Annotated in this window: 14 protein-coding genes; 7 read left to right on the forward strand and 7 right to left on the reverse strand. The window is 71.7% G+C overall.

Annotated elements, in window-relative coordinates; translation table 11 throughout:
* Nucleotides 1–2: 2 nt before the first annotated feature.
* A complete protein-coding gene (locus ACYVLT_RS21835) occupies nucleotides 3–659 on the forward strand; it encodes a DUF2461 domain-containing protein (protein WP_461122266.1) in 657 nt (218 codons plus the stop codon).
* Here the strand turns inward: ACYVLT_RS21835 and ACYVLT_RS21840 are convergent.
* Complete coding sequence (locus ACYVLT_RS21840) at nucleotides 634–978, reverse strand: VanZ family protein (protein WP_461122017.1); 345 nt, start codon at nucleotides 976–978, stop codon at nucleotides 634–636. The genes ACYVLT_RS21835 and ACYVLT_RS21840 overlap by 26 nt on opposite strands.
* 82 nt (nucleotides 979–1,060) lie before the next feature.
* On the opposite strand from ACYVLT_RS21840, the gene pyk reads away from it, so the two are divergent.
* From pyk to ACYVLT_RS21855, 3 genes are read left to right on the forward strand one after another with little or no spacing between them, the layout of a single operon-like run.
* Nucleotides 1,061–2,485 carry a pyruvate kinase gene (gene pyk, locus ACYVLT_RS21845; RefSeq protein WP_461122018.1) on the forward strand — a complete coding sequence of 475 codons (1,425 nt, stop codon included), beginning with the start codon at nucleotides 1,061–1,063 and terminating at the stop codon, nucleotides 2,483–2,485.
* Between the two features lie 8 nt (nucleotides 2,486–2,493).
* The gene (tesB, locus tag ACYVLT_RS21850) at nucleotides 2,494–3,417 is read left to right on the forward strand and encodes an acyl-CoA thioesterase II (RefSeq protein WP_461122019.1); all 924 of its coding nucleotides are present in this window, start codon (nucleotides 2,494–2,496) and stop codon (nucleotides 3,415–3,417) included.
* Between the two features lie 51 nt (nucleotides 3,418–3,468).
* Nucleotides 3,469–4,029: a Uma2 family endonuclease gene (locus ACYVLT_RS21855; RefSeq protein ID WP_461122020.1), complete on the forward strand. Its 561-nt coding sequence runs from the start codon at nucleotides 3,469–3,471 to the stop codon at nucleotides 4,027–4,029.
* Here the strand turns inward: ACYVLT_RS21855 and ACYVLT_RS21860 are convergent.
* Entirely contained in the window at nucleotides 4,019–5,398 is a 1,380-nt protein-coding gene (locus ACYVLT_RS21860; protein ID WP_461122021.1) for a pyridoxal phosphate-dependent decarboxylase family protein, read from the reverse strand. The two genes, ACYVLT_RS21855 and ACYVLT_RS21860, sit on opposite strands and share 11 nt — an antisense overlap.
* Nucleotides 5,399–5,408: 10 nt before the next feature.
* The gene (locus ACYVLT_RS21865; RefSeq protein ID WP_461122022.1) at nucleotides 5,409–5,915 is read right to left on the reverse strand and encodes an Lrp/AsnC family transcriptional regulator; all 507 of its coding nucleotides are present in this window, start codon (nucleotides 5,913–5,915) and stop codon (nucleotides 5,409–5,411) included.
* Between the two features lie 41 nt (nucleotides 5,916–5,956).
* On the opposite strand from ACYVLT_RS21865, the gene ACYVLT_RS21870 reads away from it, so the two are divergent.
* On the forward strand, nucleotides 5,957–6,577 hold the full coding sequence (locus ACYVLT_RS21870; protein ID WP_461122023.1) for a LysE family translocator: 621 nt from the start codon (nucleotides 5,957–5,959) through the stop codon (nucleotides 6,575–6,577).
* 67 nt (nucleotides 6,578–6,644) lie between these two features.
* Nucleotides 6,645–8,426 (forward strand): sigma-70 family RNA polymerase sigma factor, encoded by a 1,782-nt coding sequence (locus ACYVLT_RS21875; protein WP_461122024.1) that lies wholly within the window; start codon nucleotides 6,645–6,647, stop codon nucleotides 8,424–8,426.
* Between the two features lie 89 nt (nucleotides 8,427–8,515).
* Here ACYVLT_RS21875 and ACYVLT_RS21880 read toward each other — a convergent pair whose 3' ends face one another.
* On the reverse strand, nucleotides 8,516–10,792 hold the full coding sequence (locus ACYVLT_RS21880; RefSeq protein WP_461122025.1) for a S9 family peptidase: 2,277 nt from the start codon (nucleotides 10,790–10,792) through the stop codon (nucleotides 8,516–8,518).
* A gap of 67 nt (nucleotides 10,793–10,859) precedes the next feature.
* Nucleotides 10,860–11,525 carry a DUF4097 family beta strand repeat-containing protein gene (locus ACYVLT_RS21885; protein ID WP_461122026.1) on the reverse strand — a complete coding sequence of 222 codons (666 nt, stop codon included), beginning with the start codon at nucleotides 11,523–11,525 and terminating at the stop codon, nucleotides 10,860–10,862.
* A 225-nt stretch (nucleotides 11,526–11,750) separates the two neighbouring features.
* On the opposite strand from ACYVLT_RS21885, the gene ACYVLT_RS21890 reads away from it, so the two are divergent.
* A complete protein-coding gene (locus tag ACYVLT_RS21890; RefSeq protein ID WP_461122027.1) occupies nucleotides 11,751–12,515 on the forward strand; it encodes a GbsR/MarR family transcriptional regulator in 765 nt (254 codons plus the stop codon).
* On the opposite strand, the gene ACYVLT_RS21895 is transcribed toward ACYVLT_RS21890, so the two are convergent.
* The gene (locus ACYVLT_RS21895) at nucleotides 12,512–13,900 is read right to left on the reverse strand and encodes a hypothetical protein (RefSeq protein ID WP_461122028.1); all 1,389 of its coding nucleotides are present in this window, start codon (nucleotides 13,898–13,900) and stop codon (nucleotides 12,512–12,514) included. The two genes, ACYVLT_RS21890 and ACYVLT_RS21895, sit on opposite strands and share 4 nt — an antisense overlap.
* 87 nt (nucleotides 13,901–13,987) lie before the next feature.
* Nucleotides 13,988–15,865 (reverse strand): ricin-type beta-trefoil lectin domain protein, encoded by a 1,878-nt coding sequence (locus ACYVLT_RS21900; RefSeq protein ID WP_461122029.1) that lies wholly within the window; start codon nucleotides 15,863–15,865, stop codon nucleotides 13,988–13,990.
* Nucleotides 15,866–15,983 lie beyond the last annotated feature (118 nt).

The following is a 15,983-nucleotide window of genomic DNA, read 5'->3' on the forward strand; positions in this document are numbered from 1 at the left end:
CCGTGGAATTCACCGGCTTCGGCGAACACGCCATCGACTTCTACGACGGACTCGTGGCCGACAACTCCAAGGCCTACTGGGAGGACCACAAGCACGTCTACCAGCACGACGTCCGGGAACCCATGGACGCGCTGCTCGGCGCGTTGGAGGCCGAGTTCGGCAAGGGAAAGGTCTTCCGGCCCTACCGCGACGTGCGGTTCAGCAAGGACAAGACGCCCTACAAAGACCACTGCGGCGGCGTGGTCGAACTCGGCCGCGGCGGCGGCGCGCACTACGTGCAGCTCGGCACCGACGGCCTGTTCGTGGCCGCCGGGTCGTTCGCCATGGCCTCCGACCAGCTCGCCCGCTACCGCGAGTCGGTCGCCGACGACGTGCGCGGTCGTGCGCTGGAGAAGGTGCTCGCCAAGCTCGCCAAGTCCGGTTGGCAGCTGCGCGGCGACGAGCTCAAGCGGGTGCCGCGCGGCCTCGACCCGGAGCACCCGCGGGCCGGGCTGCTCAAGCACAAGCGCATCTACGTGGCCAGGGTGTGGCCGCCCGACGACACGCTGCACGAGCCGGGCTGCCTGGACCGGGTCCGCGGCGCGTGGCGCGAGGCGACGCCGCTGGTCGACTGGTGCGCCGACCACATCGGGGTCACCGAGACCGGCTTCGGCCGCTGACCACCCGCCGTGCCAGGAGGTGGCCGACCGCGATGCCGGCCACGTCCACGAGCGCGTCGAACAGGTCTCCGCCGCGGTTGAGCGCGGTGATGAGCCACTGCAACACTTCCGAGACCGCGGCGTAACCAATGAGGACCGCGGCCAGTGGCCCGGCGGGCAGCCGTGCGTACCTCCCGGCACCCATGAGCAGGGCGAACAGCAGGAAGTGCACCACCTTGTCGGTGCCCGGCGGAGCCGTGGGCACACCTGACGCGGGGGTGAACAGCACGATGACGCTGAGCAACACCGCGACCACGAACGGAAGGATTCTGACGCCCACGGACCGGATTCTCCCTGTTTCGCGGAGATTACTTCCCGGTACATCCTGATCGGTCCAGTGACAGGGACTACTCTGACTAGACGTGAGTCGACGCGCGAAGATCGTCTGTACGATGGGTCCTGCCACCGCGACCGAGGAAAAGGTCAACGAGCTGGTGGCGGCCGGTATGGACGTTGCCCGGATGAACTTCAGCCACGGCAGCCATGCCGACCACAAGCAGGTCTACGACCTCGTCCGCAACGCGGCCGATGCGTCGGGCCGCGCGGTGGGCATCCTGGCCGACCTCCAGGGACCGAAGATCCGGCTCGGCCGGTTCGCCCACGGCCCCGTCGAGTGGCGCACCGGTGACATCGTCCGGGTGACCGTCGAGGACGTCGAGGGCACCCACGACCGCGTCTCCACCACGTACAAGCAGCTGGCGCAGGACGCGAAGGCCGGCGACCGGCTCCTGGTGGACGACGGCAAGGTCGGCCTGACCGTCACCGAGATCGACGGGCCGGACGTGGTCTGCGAGGTCACCGAGGGCGGCCCCGTCAGCAACAACAAGGGCCTCTCGCTGCCCGGCATGGACGTGTCCGTGCCCGCGCTGTCCGAGAAGGACATCGAGGACCTGGAGTTCGCCCTCAACCTGGGCGTGGACTTCATCGCCCTGTCGTTCGTGCGCTCGCCCGCCGACATCGACCTGGTCCACCAGGTGATGGACCGCGTGGGCCACGGCCGCAAGCCGGTGATCGCCAAGATCGAGAAGCCGGAGGCGGTCGACAACCTCGAAGCGATCGTGCTCGCCTTCGACGGCGTCATGGTCGCCCGCGGCGACCTGGGCGTCGAGCTGCCGCTGGAGCACGTGCCGCTGGTGCAGAAGCGGGCCATCCAGATCGCCCGCGAGAACGCCAAGCCGGTCATCGTGGCCACCCAGATGCTCGACTCCATGATCACCAACTCGCGGCCGACCCGCGCCGAGACCTCGGACGTCGCCAACGCCGTGCTCGACGGCGCCGACGCGCTGATGCTGTCCGGCGAGACGTCGGTCGGCCGCTACGCCATCGAGTCGGTCAAGACCATGGGCCGCATCATCGTGGCCGTGGAGACCGAGTCGACCGTGGTCCCGCCGTTGACGCACGTCCCGCGCACCAAGCGCGGCGTGATCTCGTACGCGGCGCGCGACATCGGCGAGCGGCTGAACGCCAAGGCGCTGGTCGCGTTCACCCAGTCCGGTGACACGGTGCGGCGGCTGGCCCGCCTGCACACCCCGCTGCCGCTGCTGGCGTTCACGCCCGAGCCCAGCGTGCGCAGTCAGCTTTCTCTCACCTGGGGCACCGAGACGTTCCTCGTGCCTAAGGTGGACTCGACGGACGAGATGGTCCGCCAGGTCGACCTGTCGATGATCGACATCGGCCGGTACCAGCCGGGCGACCTCGTCGTGGTCGTGGCAGGCTCGCCGCCTGGCACCATCGGCTCGACGAACCTCATCCGGGTGCACCGCCTGGGGGAGGACGACCACGCTTAGGAGATGACGTGACCGAGGCTGCCCGCGCCGCGGCGACCGCCGAGTTCTCGGACGTTCCACGGGACACCGACGGCGTGCCGCACGGGCAGCCCGTGCTCGACCGCCTCGTCGCGCTGCTCGACCTGGAGCGCATCGAGGAGAACATCTTCCGCGGGGTGTCGCCCGCCGAATCGCCCGTGCGGGTGTTCGGCGGGCAGGTCGCGGGCCAGGCCCTCGTCGCCGCCGGCCGCACCGTCCCGGCCGAGCGCCGGGTGCACTCGCTGCACTCGTACTTCATCCGCGGCGGTGACCCCACCGTGCCGATCGTGTACGAAGTGGACCGCATCCGGGACGGGCGCTCGTTCACCACCCGGCGCGTGGTCGCGGTCCAGCACGGCAAGGCGATCTTCGCCCTGTCGGCGTCGTTCCAGCTGGACGAGCCGGGCCTGGACCACCAGGAACCGATGCCCGCCGTGCCGCCGCCCGCCACGCTGCCCACCTACGCCGAGTCGGCGGCCGGGTACCTGGAGAAGATCGGCATGGCCAGGCTGCCGCGGCCGATCGACATCCGGTACGTGACCGAGCCGCCGTGGCGGGCGCGGGAGGACGGGCCGGGCGAGGCGCGCAGCCAGGTGTGGATGAGGGCCGACGGCAAGCTGCCGGACGACGACCTGCTGCACGTGTGCGTGCTGGCCTACGCGTCGGACATGACGCTGCTCGACTCGGTGCTGGTGCGGCACGGCGTGTACTGGGGGACCGACAAGGTCCTGGGCGCGAGCCTGGACCACGCCATGTGGTTCCACCGCCGGTTCCGGGCGGACGAGTGGTTCCTCTACGACTGCGCCTCCCCTTCGGCGTCGGGTGCCCGGGGGTTGGCGACGGGCCGCTTCTACCGCCACGACGGCCAGTTGGTGGCTACCGTGGTGCAGGAGGGCCTGCTTCGGGTTCTGTAACCGATCGGCTACGCTGCGCAGTCAACGGGACGTCATGGGAAGTGGGTCGCGATGAGCACGATGCACAGGCCTGACCACTGGCTCACGCTGGAAGAGTGGGACGCGCTCCCTGAGGACGAGTTGCATCACGTCGAGCTGGTTGAGGGAGCTTTGCACGTGTCGCCGAAGCCGGCGCTCAAACACCAATTGGCTGCGAAGCGGTTGGGTACCTGGCTCGATGAGCAGCTGCCTCACGATGTGGTGGCGGTGCCAGAGATCGATGTGCTGATCAATCCCGTGCCTCCGATCACAGTGCGCGCACCCGACATGGTCATCGTCCCGACCGGGCGTGCTATGGAGTACCCGAAGCGCGTCGACCCTGACGACGTCCTGCTGGCAGTTGAGATCGTGTCACCGGGGACAAGGCGCATGGACCGCATGCTCAAGCCGATCGAGTACGCCGACGCCGGGATTCCGCACTACTGGCTGCTCGAACTCGACGACCCGATCACGCTCGTGGCGTTCACCCTGGTTGACGGCGAGTACAGGCATGTCGCCGGTGGCACCGGGAAGGTCGAGGTCCCCAGTCCCTTCCCGGTCACCCTCGACCTCGACGCGCTGCTCATCCGCTGAGGGCTTCCCACAGCGCTCGGACGTGCCGCTCCTCGGTGGCCTCAGCGCCGATCGCGACCCGGATGGCGAACCGGCCGTTGACGACGGTGTGGGTGATGAACGCGTCGCCGCTCGCGTTGACGCGGTCCATGGCGGCCCGGGTGACCGCGTCGCCGTCCCGGTGGGCGATGACGACCAGTGACAGCGAGCGCGGGACGACCAGGTCCCACTCGTCGGACGCCGACACCCACGATTCGAGCAGGGCGGCCAGCTCCACGTGGCCGCGCAGGTGGGCGCGCACGCCCTCCAGGCCGTACCAGCGCAGCACCGACCACAGCTTCAGCGCCCGGAACCGGCGGCCCAGCGGGACCTGCCAGTCGCGGTAGTCGACCACCGCACCCGACTCGGTCGCGGTGTCGCGCAGGTACTCCGGCAGGATCGTGAGGGCGTCCACCAGCACGTCCGGGTGCGCGGTCCAGAACAGGGACAGGTCGAACGCGGTCAGCATCCACTTGTGCGCGTTCGCGGTGAACGAGTCGGCCGCCTCCACGCCGTCGAACAGGCCCCGGAACTCACGGCACAGCGCCGCCGGCCCGGCCCACGCCGCGTCCACGTGCAGCCAGATCCCGTGCTCGGCGCACACCGCGGCGATCTCGCGCACCGGGTCCACCGCGCCCGTGCTCGTGGTGCCTACGGTCGCGCACACCAGCACCGGCCGGCGCCCGGACTCCACATCGGACCGGACGCGCGCGGCCAGGGCGTCGACCCGCATGGCCAACCGGGAGTCCACCTCGATCCCCCGCACGGCCTGCTCGCCGAGCCCGGCCATGCGCGCGGCGCGTTCGACGGACGAGTGGGTCTGCGACGACACGTACACCGTCTCGGTCCCGTCCACCCCGGACCGACGCCACGTCCCGCCCGACGCGCGGTGCAGGGCGGCGAGCACCGCCACCAGGGCCGCGGACGACGCGGTGTCCTGGATGACACCACCGCCCACGAACGACGACGGCAGGCCCATCGCGCCGACCAGCTCGTCCAGCAGGTGCTGCTCGACCTCGGTCGCGGCCGGCGAGGAGGACCACAACATGCCCTGCACGCCCAGGCCCGACGACAGCAGGTCGCCCAGCACCGACGGCAGGGACGCGTTCGACGGGAAGTAGGCGAAGAAGCCCGGGTGCTGCCAGTGCGTCGTGCCGGGCAGCACGACCCGGTCCAGGTCCGCGAGCAGGCCGTCGAACCCCTCGCCCCGCTCGGGCAACCCGGCCAGCCGCCCCCGCACCCAGCCCGGCTCGACCGGCGACTTGACCGGGAAGTCCGCCACCCGCGAGCGGTAGTCGGCGATCCAGTCGACCACCTCGTGGCCGATCCGGCGGAACTCGTCGGGGTCCATGGCGTGGAATCTAGACGCGGCGCCTGCGGTGGGTGGGTCGCTGGTCATCCGGTGGGGTGAGGGCCCGGGTCTCCACCCGCTCCAGCACCACCGAGCTGGTCAGGTTGCGCACCTCCGTGCGGGAGGCGATCTTGTCCATCAGGAACGCCTGGAGGTGGGTGCTGTCGGCCACCGCGATGTGCACCAGGAAGTCCGCCTGGCCGCTGACGTGGAACAACGACCGCGTCTCCGGCTGCGCCATCACGAACCGCCGGAACGCCGCCACCACCGGCCTGGTGTGCGGCCGCACGTTCACCGAGACCACCGCCTCCAGCGGCAGACCGGTGGTGCGCGGGTCGACCACGGCGTGGAAACCGGTGATCACGCCCAGGTCGCGCAGCCGGCGCACCCGCTGCAGGCACGTCGACGGCGCGATGCCGACCAGCTCGGCCAGGCTCCGGTTGGGCAGCGTCGCGTCGTTCTGCAACGCCTCCAGGATCAGCCAGTCGACCGAATCCAGTTCGGCTGTCTCGCTCACAACCGAACACTGTAACCCTCGGGTGGAATACACCCGAACGTGTGGCCGAGGATGCGGCCGTGCACATCGCCTGGACCTCCTTCCTGCTCGCCCTCGTGGTCATCACCGTCGTGCCCGGCCCGGACTTCGTGCTGGTCACCGGCAACGCGGTGCGCGGCGTGCGGTACGGCGCGCTCACGGCGGCGGGCGTGGTGACCGGGCTGCTGGTGCACGCCGTGCTGGCCACCGCGGGGCTGTCCGCGCTGGTCGTGGCGGTGCCGGCGGCGTTGCTGGCGGTCAAGGCGGTGGGCGCGGTGTACCTGGCGTACCTGGGCGTGATGACGTTGCGCGCGGCCCGGCGCGGTGGGCCGATCAGGCGAGCGCCGAAGTCGGACCGGTCGCTGTTCCTGCGCGGCGTGCTGTGCGACCTGCTCAACCCGAAGGTGATGCTGACCTTCCTCAGCCTGGTGCCGCAGGCCATGGACCCGGCGTCGCCGCCGTTGCCGCAGGCCGCGCTGCTGTCGGCGGTCGCGGTGGGTGTGTTCGCGTGCTTCTGGGCCGTGGTGGTCCCGCTGGCGGGCCGGCTGGCGGCGCTGTTGTCGCGGCCGGGGGTGCGGCCGGTGTTCGAGCGGCTGTGCGGCACGGCCCTGATCGGCATGGCGGCTTCCGTGCTCGCCGCGTAGTTCTCGTTATCGTGCCGCTTCGGGGCAGTCTCCGGTGGGTGAGCCGGACTCGGCCGAGAGGAGCGGTATGCGGGCACCAGGGGACGCGGCGGCGGTGACGGCCGCGCAGCGCGGCGAGCCGGGCGCGTTGGACGCGCTGGTGGCGGCCTACCTGCCGCTGGTCTACAACGTGGTGGGGCACGCCCTGGCCGGGCACCCGGACACCGACGACGTGGTGCAGGAAACCATGCTCCGCGCGCTGAACGGGCTGTCGAGGCTGCGGGAGCCCGAGGCGTTCCGGTCGTGGCTGCTCGCGATCGCGATGAACCAGGTGCGCGACCACCACCGCGCGCGGGCGCCGCTGGCCGACGCCGAACCGGCCGACCTCGCCGACCCCGGCGCGGACTTCGCCGACCTGGCCATCACCCGGCTCCAGCTCACCGGCCAGCGCCGGGAGGTGCTGGCCGCCACCCGGTGGATCGGCGACGACGAGCGCGAGCTGCTGTCGCTGTGGTGGCTGGAGCAGGTCGGCCGGATCACCCGCGCCGAGCTCGCCGAGGCGCTCGACCTCACGCCGCAGCACGCGGCCGTGCGGGTGCAGCGGATGAAGGCGCAATTGGACGGGGCCCGGGTCGTCGTCCGGGTGCTCGCCATGCCGCGTTGCGGCGACCTGGCCGGGGTGATCGCGGACTGGGACGGGCAGCCCAGCGCGCTGTGGCGCAAGCGGATCGTGCGGCACGCGCGGGAGTGCGCCCGCTGCGCGCGGGGGTTCGCCGACCTGGCGGCGGTGGACGGGCTGCTGGCCCGCATCCCGCTCGTGCCGCTGCCGGCCGGGTTCGACCTCGGAGCGCGGCCCGCGGTCGTGGTGGCGAAGAAGGGGTTCTGGGCCAACGCGGTCGCCTCCAAGCCGTTGGTCGCGGCGGCGGCCGTGGTGGCGGTGACGGCGGTGGCGGGCGCGGTCGTGCTGCTGCCCGCCGAGGGGACGCCGGTACCGGCGGCGGCGCCGGTCGTCACGACCACCCGGATGCCCTCGACCATCGCCACCACCACGACCACCACGACGACGACAACGACCACGACCACGACCACGACCCCAGCCGCGCCGGTCGCACCGCCGCCGGCCGTCCAACCGGTCGCCAAGTCCGTGAAGAAGGGCGTCGGCACCTGGCACTTCGACGGCGTCACGCGGGCGCTGTCCGACGTCGGCGCGGGCTGGTACTACAACTGGGCGACCACCCCGGAGAACGTGCAGGCGCCACCGGGCGTGGAGTACGTGCCGATGATCTGGGGCGCGAAGGCGGTGACACCGGCGAACCTCCAGGCGGTCAAAGGACAGGGGACCACCCTGCTCGGCTTCAACGAGCCGGACCTCGCCGAGCAGTCGAACATGACCGTGGAGCAGGCGCTCGACCTCTGGCCGCGTCTCCAGGCGACCGGGATGCGCCTGGGCAGCCCTGCCGTCGCCCACAGCGGTGACCGCGAGGGCGGTTGGCTCGACCGGTTCATGGCCGGCGCGCGGGAACGCGGGCTGCGGGTCGACTTCATCACGCTGCACTGGTACGGCTCGGACTTCGGCCCGGCCGCCGTCGGCCACCTGAAGAGCTACCTGGACGCCGTGCGGGCCCGGTACGGCCTGCCGGTCTGGCTCACCGAGTACTCGCTGATGGACTTCTCCGGTGGCGGTGTGCGCTACCCGGACGCGGTGCAGCTGGCCGACTTCGCCGGCGCGTCGTCGCGGATGCTCGAAGACCTGCCCTACCTGGAGCGCTACGCGTGGTTCGCGCTCCCCGCCGACAAGCCGGGCACGGGGTTGTACGTGCCCGGGGGAACACCCAACCGGGCGGGCGAGGCCTACCGCGCCACCGGTTAGGTGGGTGCCCACCGCCGGTCGTGCGGCGGTGGGCACCGTGCGACACCGGCCCGCCGCCGGTCGAGCGGCGGCGGGCCGGTTCCTCGTGCTCAGGCGAACATCTCGGCGAGCAGCTCGGGGCCGAGGGCGATCGCGGCGGGGCGGTAGGCGGGCGGCGGCGTGCCCATCAGCTCGCGCACCAGGAAGTCCCAGCAGCGCTTGCGGACGTAGGTCAGGCAGTCGATGAACGTGTGCTCGGCGCCCGGCACGATGAGCAGCTCGAAGTCCTTGTCGGCGGCGACGAGCCGGTCGGCCAGCCGCATCGTGTGGTCGGGGTGGACCTGGTCGTCCAGCTCGCCGTGCACGAGCAGCAGCTTGCCCGCCAACCGGTCCGCGAGCTCCACGTTGGAGGAGCGGGCCCACGCCTCGGGCGCGTCCGCGCCGTCGTAGGTCTCCACGAAGCCCGGGTTGAAGCAGGGGGCGTCGTGCGAGCCGGACAGGGCGACGCCGACCTTGTACACCTCCGGGTGGTCCAGCATTGCCCGTGCCGCGGCGAACCCGCCGCCGGAGTGACCGAGCACGCCCACCCGGTCCAGGTCCAGCCACGGCCGCGTCCCGGCCAGCTGCCGCAGCGCCGCGACGTGGTCGGCCAGGCCGCCCGCGTCGGCCACGTTGCCGTAGGAGGCGTCGTGGAAGGCCTTGCTCCGCCCCGGGGTGCCTCGCCCGTCCAGCGCCACCACCACGAAGCCGAGCGCCGCGAGGGGTTCCGCGTCCAGGCCCATCCCGCCCGGGTCGAAGCACGGTGCGACCCGTTCGACCTGCGGTCCGGGGTAGACGGTGTCCACCACGGGGTAGCGCCGGGCGGGGTCGAACCCGCGCGGCCGGTACAGCACCCCGTAGATGTCGGTCACGCCGTCGGCCGCCTTCACCCGGAACCGCTCCGGCGGCGTCCAGCCGGTGGCGGTGAGCTTGGTGGTGTCGGCGCGCTCCAGCTCGACCAGCACCCGCCCGGACCAGTCGCGCACCGTCGTCACCGGCGGTGTGTCCACTGTGGACGCCGAGTCGATGAAGCCCGCCAAGGTGTCCGAGAGGGTGACGACGTGGTCCAGCTCGTCGTCGGTGACCTTGGCGAAGCCGGAGCCGTCCAGCCCGACCCGGCACACCGTGCGCCGGTACGGGTCGGACTCGACCAGCCCGGAGGCGGTGAAGTACACCACCCGCTCGGCCTCGTCGACGTGCAGGAGCCGCCGCACCGCCCACGGGCCGGAGGTGACCTGCCCGAGCAGCTCGCCGGTGCGCAGGTCGTACCGGTACAGGTGGCCCCAGCCGTCGCGCTGGGAGTACCACAGCACCTCGTCGGCCAGGACCCGCACGATCGGCGGCTCGAACAGCCACTGGTTGGGCTCGACCCGGGTGGACCCGGTCTCCCGGAGCACGGTGGTGACCTCGCCGGTGGCCGGGTCCAGCCGGTGCAGGGTGAGCGTGCGCGGGTCGCGGGGCCGGGCGAGGTAGTACACCGCCGAGCCGTCCGCGGCCCACCACGCCCACTTGGCCGTGATCGGCGACAGGTGCGGCGTGAGCAGCGGTTCGGCCTGCGCCCGGACCACCGTGCCGGTGGCGACGTCCAGCACGACCAGTTCGGTCCGCGGCAGGTGCTCGTCACCGGGGTAGGCGTACCGCTGGGTGTGCAGCACCGGGGCGCCGCCGTCGGCGGGCCTGGCCTCCACCAGGTGGGTCCGCCGGACGTCGCGCTCGTCGATCCGGTGCGCCAGCACCTTGGTCGAGTCGGGCGACCAGGCCACCGCGGGCGGCAGGTGCGGCAGTCCGATCTTGCGCAGCAGGGTGGCGTTGCCGGTGGCGGCCGGGCCCGGGCCGTAGGCGTGGTCGGGTTCGCCGTCCGTGGTCAGCGCCCACTCGCGGCCGTCGGACAGCGAGTGCGCCCACAGGTCGTGCCCCCGGCGGGAGACGGCGACCTTGCCATCGGGCGACGGCACCGCCAGCGGGTTGCCCGGCGGCGTGAACTCGGCCCGCTCGCAGGTGTAGCCGTCGAGGTGGCAGCGCCAGTACTCGCCGAACGCGTCGAACTCCACGGCGTTCCCGGTCGGTGCGATGGCGGTGAACGGCAGGGCCTCGGGGTCCACCTCCCGCCCTGAGACGACGGTCAGCGCGGCGGCGAGCCGGGCGTGGTCGAAGGCGGGCTCACGGGTGCCGGCCGCCGGGTCGACCAGCACGAACCGCTTGCCGCCGCCGGTGTTCACCGCGTACCAGAAGCGAGCGCCCCCGTCGATCCACCGCGGCCTGACCTTGTCGCCGACGACGAGCTCGCCGGGGCGGGCGGGTCGGCGGAGGAGCTGTTCCGCGGCTTGGTAGTCCTCAGTGGTGCTCATGTCCTCGTCCTTCTCGGTGTCGGTCGGGCGCGGCGGTGCCGCGGTGGTGCTCGCAGGGGGGTGCTGCTCAGATGCTGCGGGCGGTGATGTCGCCGTAGGCGGTGGTGGCGTGGATGGCCAGCTCGGCGGTGCCGTCGGTGTTGCGCAGCGAGTTGTGGACGCGGCCGTGGCCGGTGCCGGCGTCGAGGGACGCGGAGACGCCGGTGGCGGCGCCGACGGTCACGTTGCCGGCCTGGGTGCGGAGCACGAGGGTGCCGTGCACGGCTTCGGCGATCGCGATGTCGCCCTTCATGGTGCTGATCTCGGCGGGGCCGGTGAGGCGGCCGACGGTGACGTCGCCGGCGTGGGTGGTGAGGCGGACGGTGGCGGCCTCGTCGAGCTTGACGGTGCCGTGGGAGCCGTCGTAGGTGACGTCGCCGAGGCGTCCGACGCCGCGGAGGTCGGCACTGGCGGCCTTGGCCTCGACGCGGGAGCCGGTGGGGAGCTGGACGGTGACCTCGACGGCTCCCGAGGCGCCGAGGTACTGGTTCTTGGCGGTGGTCACGATCCGCAGGACGCCGTCGGCGTAGTCGACCGAGGTCTGCTCCGCCGCCTTGACGTCGCGGCCCTTGGCGGCGTCGGCGGGCCGGACCTCGACGGCGGTGTCGGCGCGGTCGGCGGCGATGAACCGGACGTGGCCGGCGGGGATGTCCAGGACGGTGGAGACGGGGGCGGTGGTGGCGAAGGTGCGCATCGTGTTCAGCTCCTGGGCTCGTTGTTTCTGATGCTCGAAACGCTACGTTGCGTTCACAGATCGAGCAACAACGGCGTTGCACGGATGCGCAGTATGTACTGGTAAAACCATGATTTTCGTTGCAACGGAGCAGAATCAAATGCAACAAGCCGTGCTCGTTGCGTTGCAATGGTTCAGAAGTGAACGCTATACTGGGCGCATCGGGGCGGCACGGAGGAGATCGCGATGCCGGGAGGCAGGCTCACCCAGCAGGAACGCCGGCAGATCGCGCTGGGCCTGGCCGACGGCCTGCCCTACGCGGAGATCGCCAGGCGGCTCGACCGCCCCACCTCGACGGTCACCCGTGAGGTGATGCGCAACGGCGGGCCCACCACCTACCGCGCCGACCTGGCCCACCGCGCCACCGAGCGCCGCACCCACCGGCGCAGGCAGACCGTGCCCGCCGGCCCCCGGGCGACGTCGCAGGCGCACGGGCGCGACGCCGAGGCCGTGCGGGAGTACGAGGAGACGTTCACGACCATCCTCGTGCAGTCGGGCCTGCCCAAGATGATGGCCCGGGTGCTGACCTGCCTCTACACCACCGACGCGGGCAGCCTCACGGCCGCCGAACTCGTCGGTCGCCTCCAGGTCAGCCCGGCGTCGGTCTCCAAGGCGATCACCTTCCTGGAAGGCCAGGGCCTGGTCCGCAGGCAACGCGACGAGCGCCGCCGCGAGCGCTACGTCGCCGACAACGACGTCTGGTACCAGTCGATGATCGCCGCCGCCCGGTCGCACGCCCAGCTCGCCGAGACCGCGCGGCTGGGTGTCCGCGTCCTCGGCCCGGACACCCCCGCCGCCAACCGCCTGCGCAACATCGCCCGCTTCGTCGACTTCGTCGGCGAGAGCATCGTCCGCGCCGCGGAGCAGGCCCGCGAGATCCTCTCCACGGAACTCGACACGACCCCGCAAGGCACGACCCCGCAAGACGTGCGCCCGGAGGGCGCGCCCTAGGCGTCCGGGCGGTTGTCGAACAGCGGCTGCCAGCGGCCGTCGAAGCCGCCGTTGGCCGGCAGGTGCCAACCGGGCGGCAGCCACACGCCCACCTCGTGGCTCGCGCGGTCGTCCACGCCGCCGGAGTGCACGAAGTACTCGTGCTGCCGCCAGTAGGTCCCGTGCGAGGCCGGGTCGCCGCTGACCGCGCCCCGGCTGCGCCCCGAGCTGTCCAGGCCCGTGCCCGCGAACCCGCCGAAGTCGTCCGACCCCGACGGCGTGTCCTCGTCCAGCTCCGCCGAGTACGCGCCGAAGAACCACGCCTTCGACAGGTAGCCCTCGCGCCCGTCGGTCAGGTCCGAGGCGGCGTCGTCGCGCGACTGGTTGTAGAACCGCTGCACGCCCGTCCCGATGCCCAGCGCGGGCGTCTCGAACCGCACGTCCACCACGTCGGTGGCCAGCCAGTGCCGCTGCCACGCCGCCTGCGACCAGTGCGTCGGCACGATGTCGGCGAGGTCCTGCAACTCGTAGGTCAGCCGCTTGACCCGCGGCCACGCCACCTTGGTGCCGTTGTCCACCCGGCTGGCCTGCGCGGAGGCGTTGGCGAACGTCAGCGGCACCGCGCCGAACGCCGCCACCGCGCCCGCCGCCCCCTCCGGCACGAACGCGTAGTGCACGTTGCGCTTGTCGTCCGCGCCGGAGATGTTCACCTCGGCGTTCACGCCCGCCGCCATCCGGCCCGAGACGTGCTCCCAGGTGTTCGTCACGAACCGCAGCTCGTGGGCGTGCGGCCCGGCGCTCGGCAGGTCGAAGTCGCTCTCGTCGGCCTGCCACAGCAGCAGGTGCGTCCCCGTGGGCGTGCGCAGGAAGTTGACGTCCGGGTCGTAGGACCGCCGCATGACGTGGTCCTTGTGGTGGGTCACGGTGGCGTTGCCGAACGACTCGCCCGCGCCGCCCGGCGTGCCGGTCACCCCGCGCACCACGATCTCCACCCGTTCCCAGTCGTGGATCTCGTCGCCGTCCTTGTCCGCCGCGTTGTACACGTGGTAGAGCAGCACCAGGGACTTCGCGCCGTTCTCGGTGAACTCCAGCAGCGCGGTGTAGAGCGTGGGCCGGATCCGCCACCGCTCGTAGCCCGCCGTCCCGGCGACGTACCGGGGGATGAGCTTCCAGTTCGCGCGGTTGGTGGCGTAGGCGCCGTCCCGGTCGAAGTCGAAGTTCGCCAACCAGTCGCGGCCCTGCTTGCCGTCGTTCTCGTCACCCCGCTTGAGGATGACCGGCGCGTAGTGGGTCAGGTACGCCTGCCGCTGGGCGGCGGTCAGCGCCCACGTGGCCTGGGCCGGGGCCGCGGGCACGGTCAGGCAGGCCGCGAGCACGGCCGCGACGAGCACGAGGAGTCGTGTCATGCCCACGACTCTCGCGCCGTCACGGCCGGGTTGTCAGCGGGGGCCCGCCCCGGTGGAGCGGGACCCCGTAGCGTCGAGCGACCACGTTCAGGCGATGTTCCACTTCTGGTTGGCCCCGCCGGTGCACGTCCAGATCTGCAACCGGGTGCCGTCGGCGCTGGTGTTCCCGGTGACGTCCACGCACTTGCCGGTCGCCGGGTTCACCAGGTCACGCCCGGCGGTGTGGGTCCACTGCTGGTTCGCGCCGCCCGCGCAGCTCCACAGCTGCAACTGCGCGCCGTCGGCGGTGCCGCGGTCCTTGATGTCGAGGCACTTGCCCAACGCCCGCAGCGTGCCGTCACCGGGCCGCGACCACTGCTGCGCCGCCGTGCCGTTGCACGAGTACAGCTGCACGGCCGCGCCGTCCGCGCTGCTCGCGCCCGCCACGTCGACGCACTTGCCCGCCAGGCCGGTGATCGCGCCGCCGCCGCCCGGGTTGCCGGAGCCCGGCGTGCCCTGCCAGGTGAACGTCGCCGAGGTGCGGGCGGGCAGGGTGTAGGTGAACGACTGGTTGCCCCAGTCGACCCGGATCGACTGGGACGACGTGCCGCCGTTGTGCGCGATCAGGGCCTTGGAGCCGTCCGGGTTGCGGTAGGCCACGTTCGGCACGGTGCCGTTCGCGGTCGAGTCGATCCGGTACGCGCCCGGCTTGACGAACTTCGTCAGGTGGCCGGTGGTGTAGTACTCGACGGTGTAGTCGACCTGGCCGGCGCGCGGGCCGCCCTCCTGCACGGTGATCAGGCCGGTGCACGTGCCGCAGCCGCCGTTGTGGGGCCCCATGTCCTGGTTGAGCGCGAGGCTCCACTTCACCAGGCTGGAGCTCCAGTTGCGGGCGTAGTTGACGATGTCGGCCATGTCCTCGTTGTGCTGGTTGGAGATCCACGTGCCGCCGGAGTGCTCGGTGCTGAACTGCCTCACGTTCGGGTACTGGTTGCGCACCTGCGTGCCGACCGCCGGGTCGCCGAAGTAGCCGTGCCACGCGATGCCGCCGAACAGCGGGTCGTTGCGCACGGCCGCGTCGCCCAGGACGCCGGAGCCGAAGTTGGCGTAGTCGCCGTAGTTCCAGTCGTGCACCAGCACCTTGGTGGTGATGCCCGCCGCGCGGAACGCCGGGTAGAGGTGGTTCTTGGTGAACTCGGCCAGGCCCGCCGGGTTCCAGCTCATGCCGGGGTAGTTCATCGCGGTCGGGTTGGACGCCTGGCAGCAGTTCGGCTCGTTCTGCACCGACACGTAGTCGATCGGGATGCCCGCGGCCCGGTAGCTCTGGACGTACTTCACGAAGTACTGGGCGTACATCGGGGCGTACTCCCACTTGAGCCAGCCCATCTGGTCCATGCGGCCGTTGTCCTTCATCCAGCCCGGCGCGCTCCACGGCACGCCCTTGACCCGCAGCTGCGGGTTGAGCTGCTTGGCCTGCTGCGTCAGCAGCCGCACGTTCGCGTCGTACCCGTTGGTGCCCCAGTCGTTGAGGTCGCAGCACGTGTCGTCCAGCGAGACGTGGCCCGGCCGGGACAGGTCGGACGCCCCGATCGGGTTGCGCACGAACGACAGGCCGATGCCGTCGACCGGGTGGAACAGCCTGCGCATCACCGCGTCGCGGGTGGCCGCCGACACGGGACCGCCGCGCAGCAGGTAGGCGGTGGTGTCGGTGATCGACGCGCCACCGCCCTCGAACTGCTGGTAGGTGGTGCCCTCGTTGACCGTGATGGTGTGGGTCGCGCCGCCCCCGTTCGAGCCGAACGCGACCGACGGCTGCTGGGCGAGGCCGCGGGTGACGACCCGTCCGCCGCTGTCGGAGGTGGTGGTCAGGTAGACGTTGACGGTCTCGCCGGCCGCGGCGGCGGGTTGCGAGGCGGCGAGGGCGGCGGCGACGGTGGTCAGGGCGATGCCGGCGCTGACGAAAGCCCGACGGTGGGAAGAGGGCACCCCGGACTCCTTTCACGACGATGTGGGCAGGGGTCATCGGCGGTCTGTAACAAAATGGAACATTTGTGGAACTTGTCCGCACGTGAAAGGAAACAAGGGCTCCGAACACCTGTCAAGG

It is taken from the genome of Saccharothrix stipae (genome assembly GCF_054781895.1).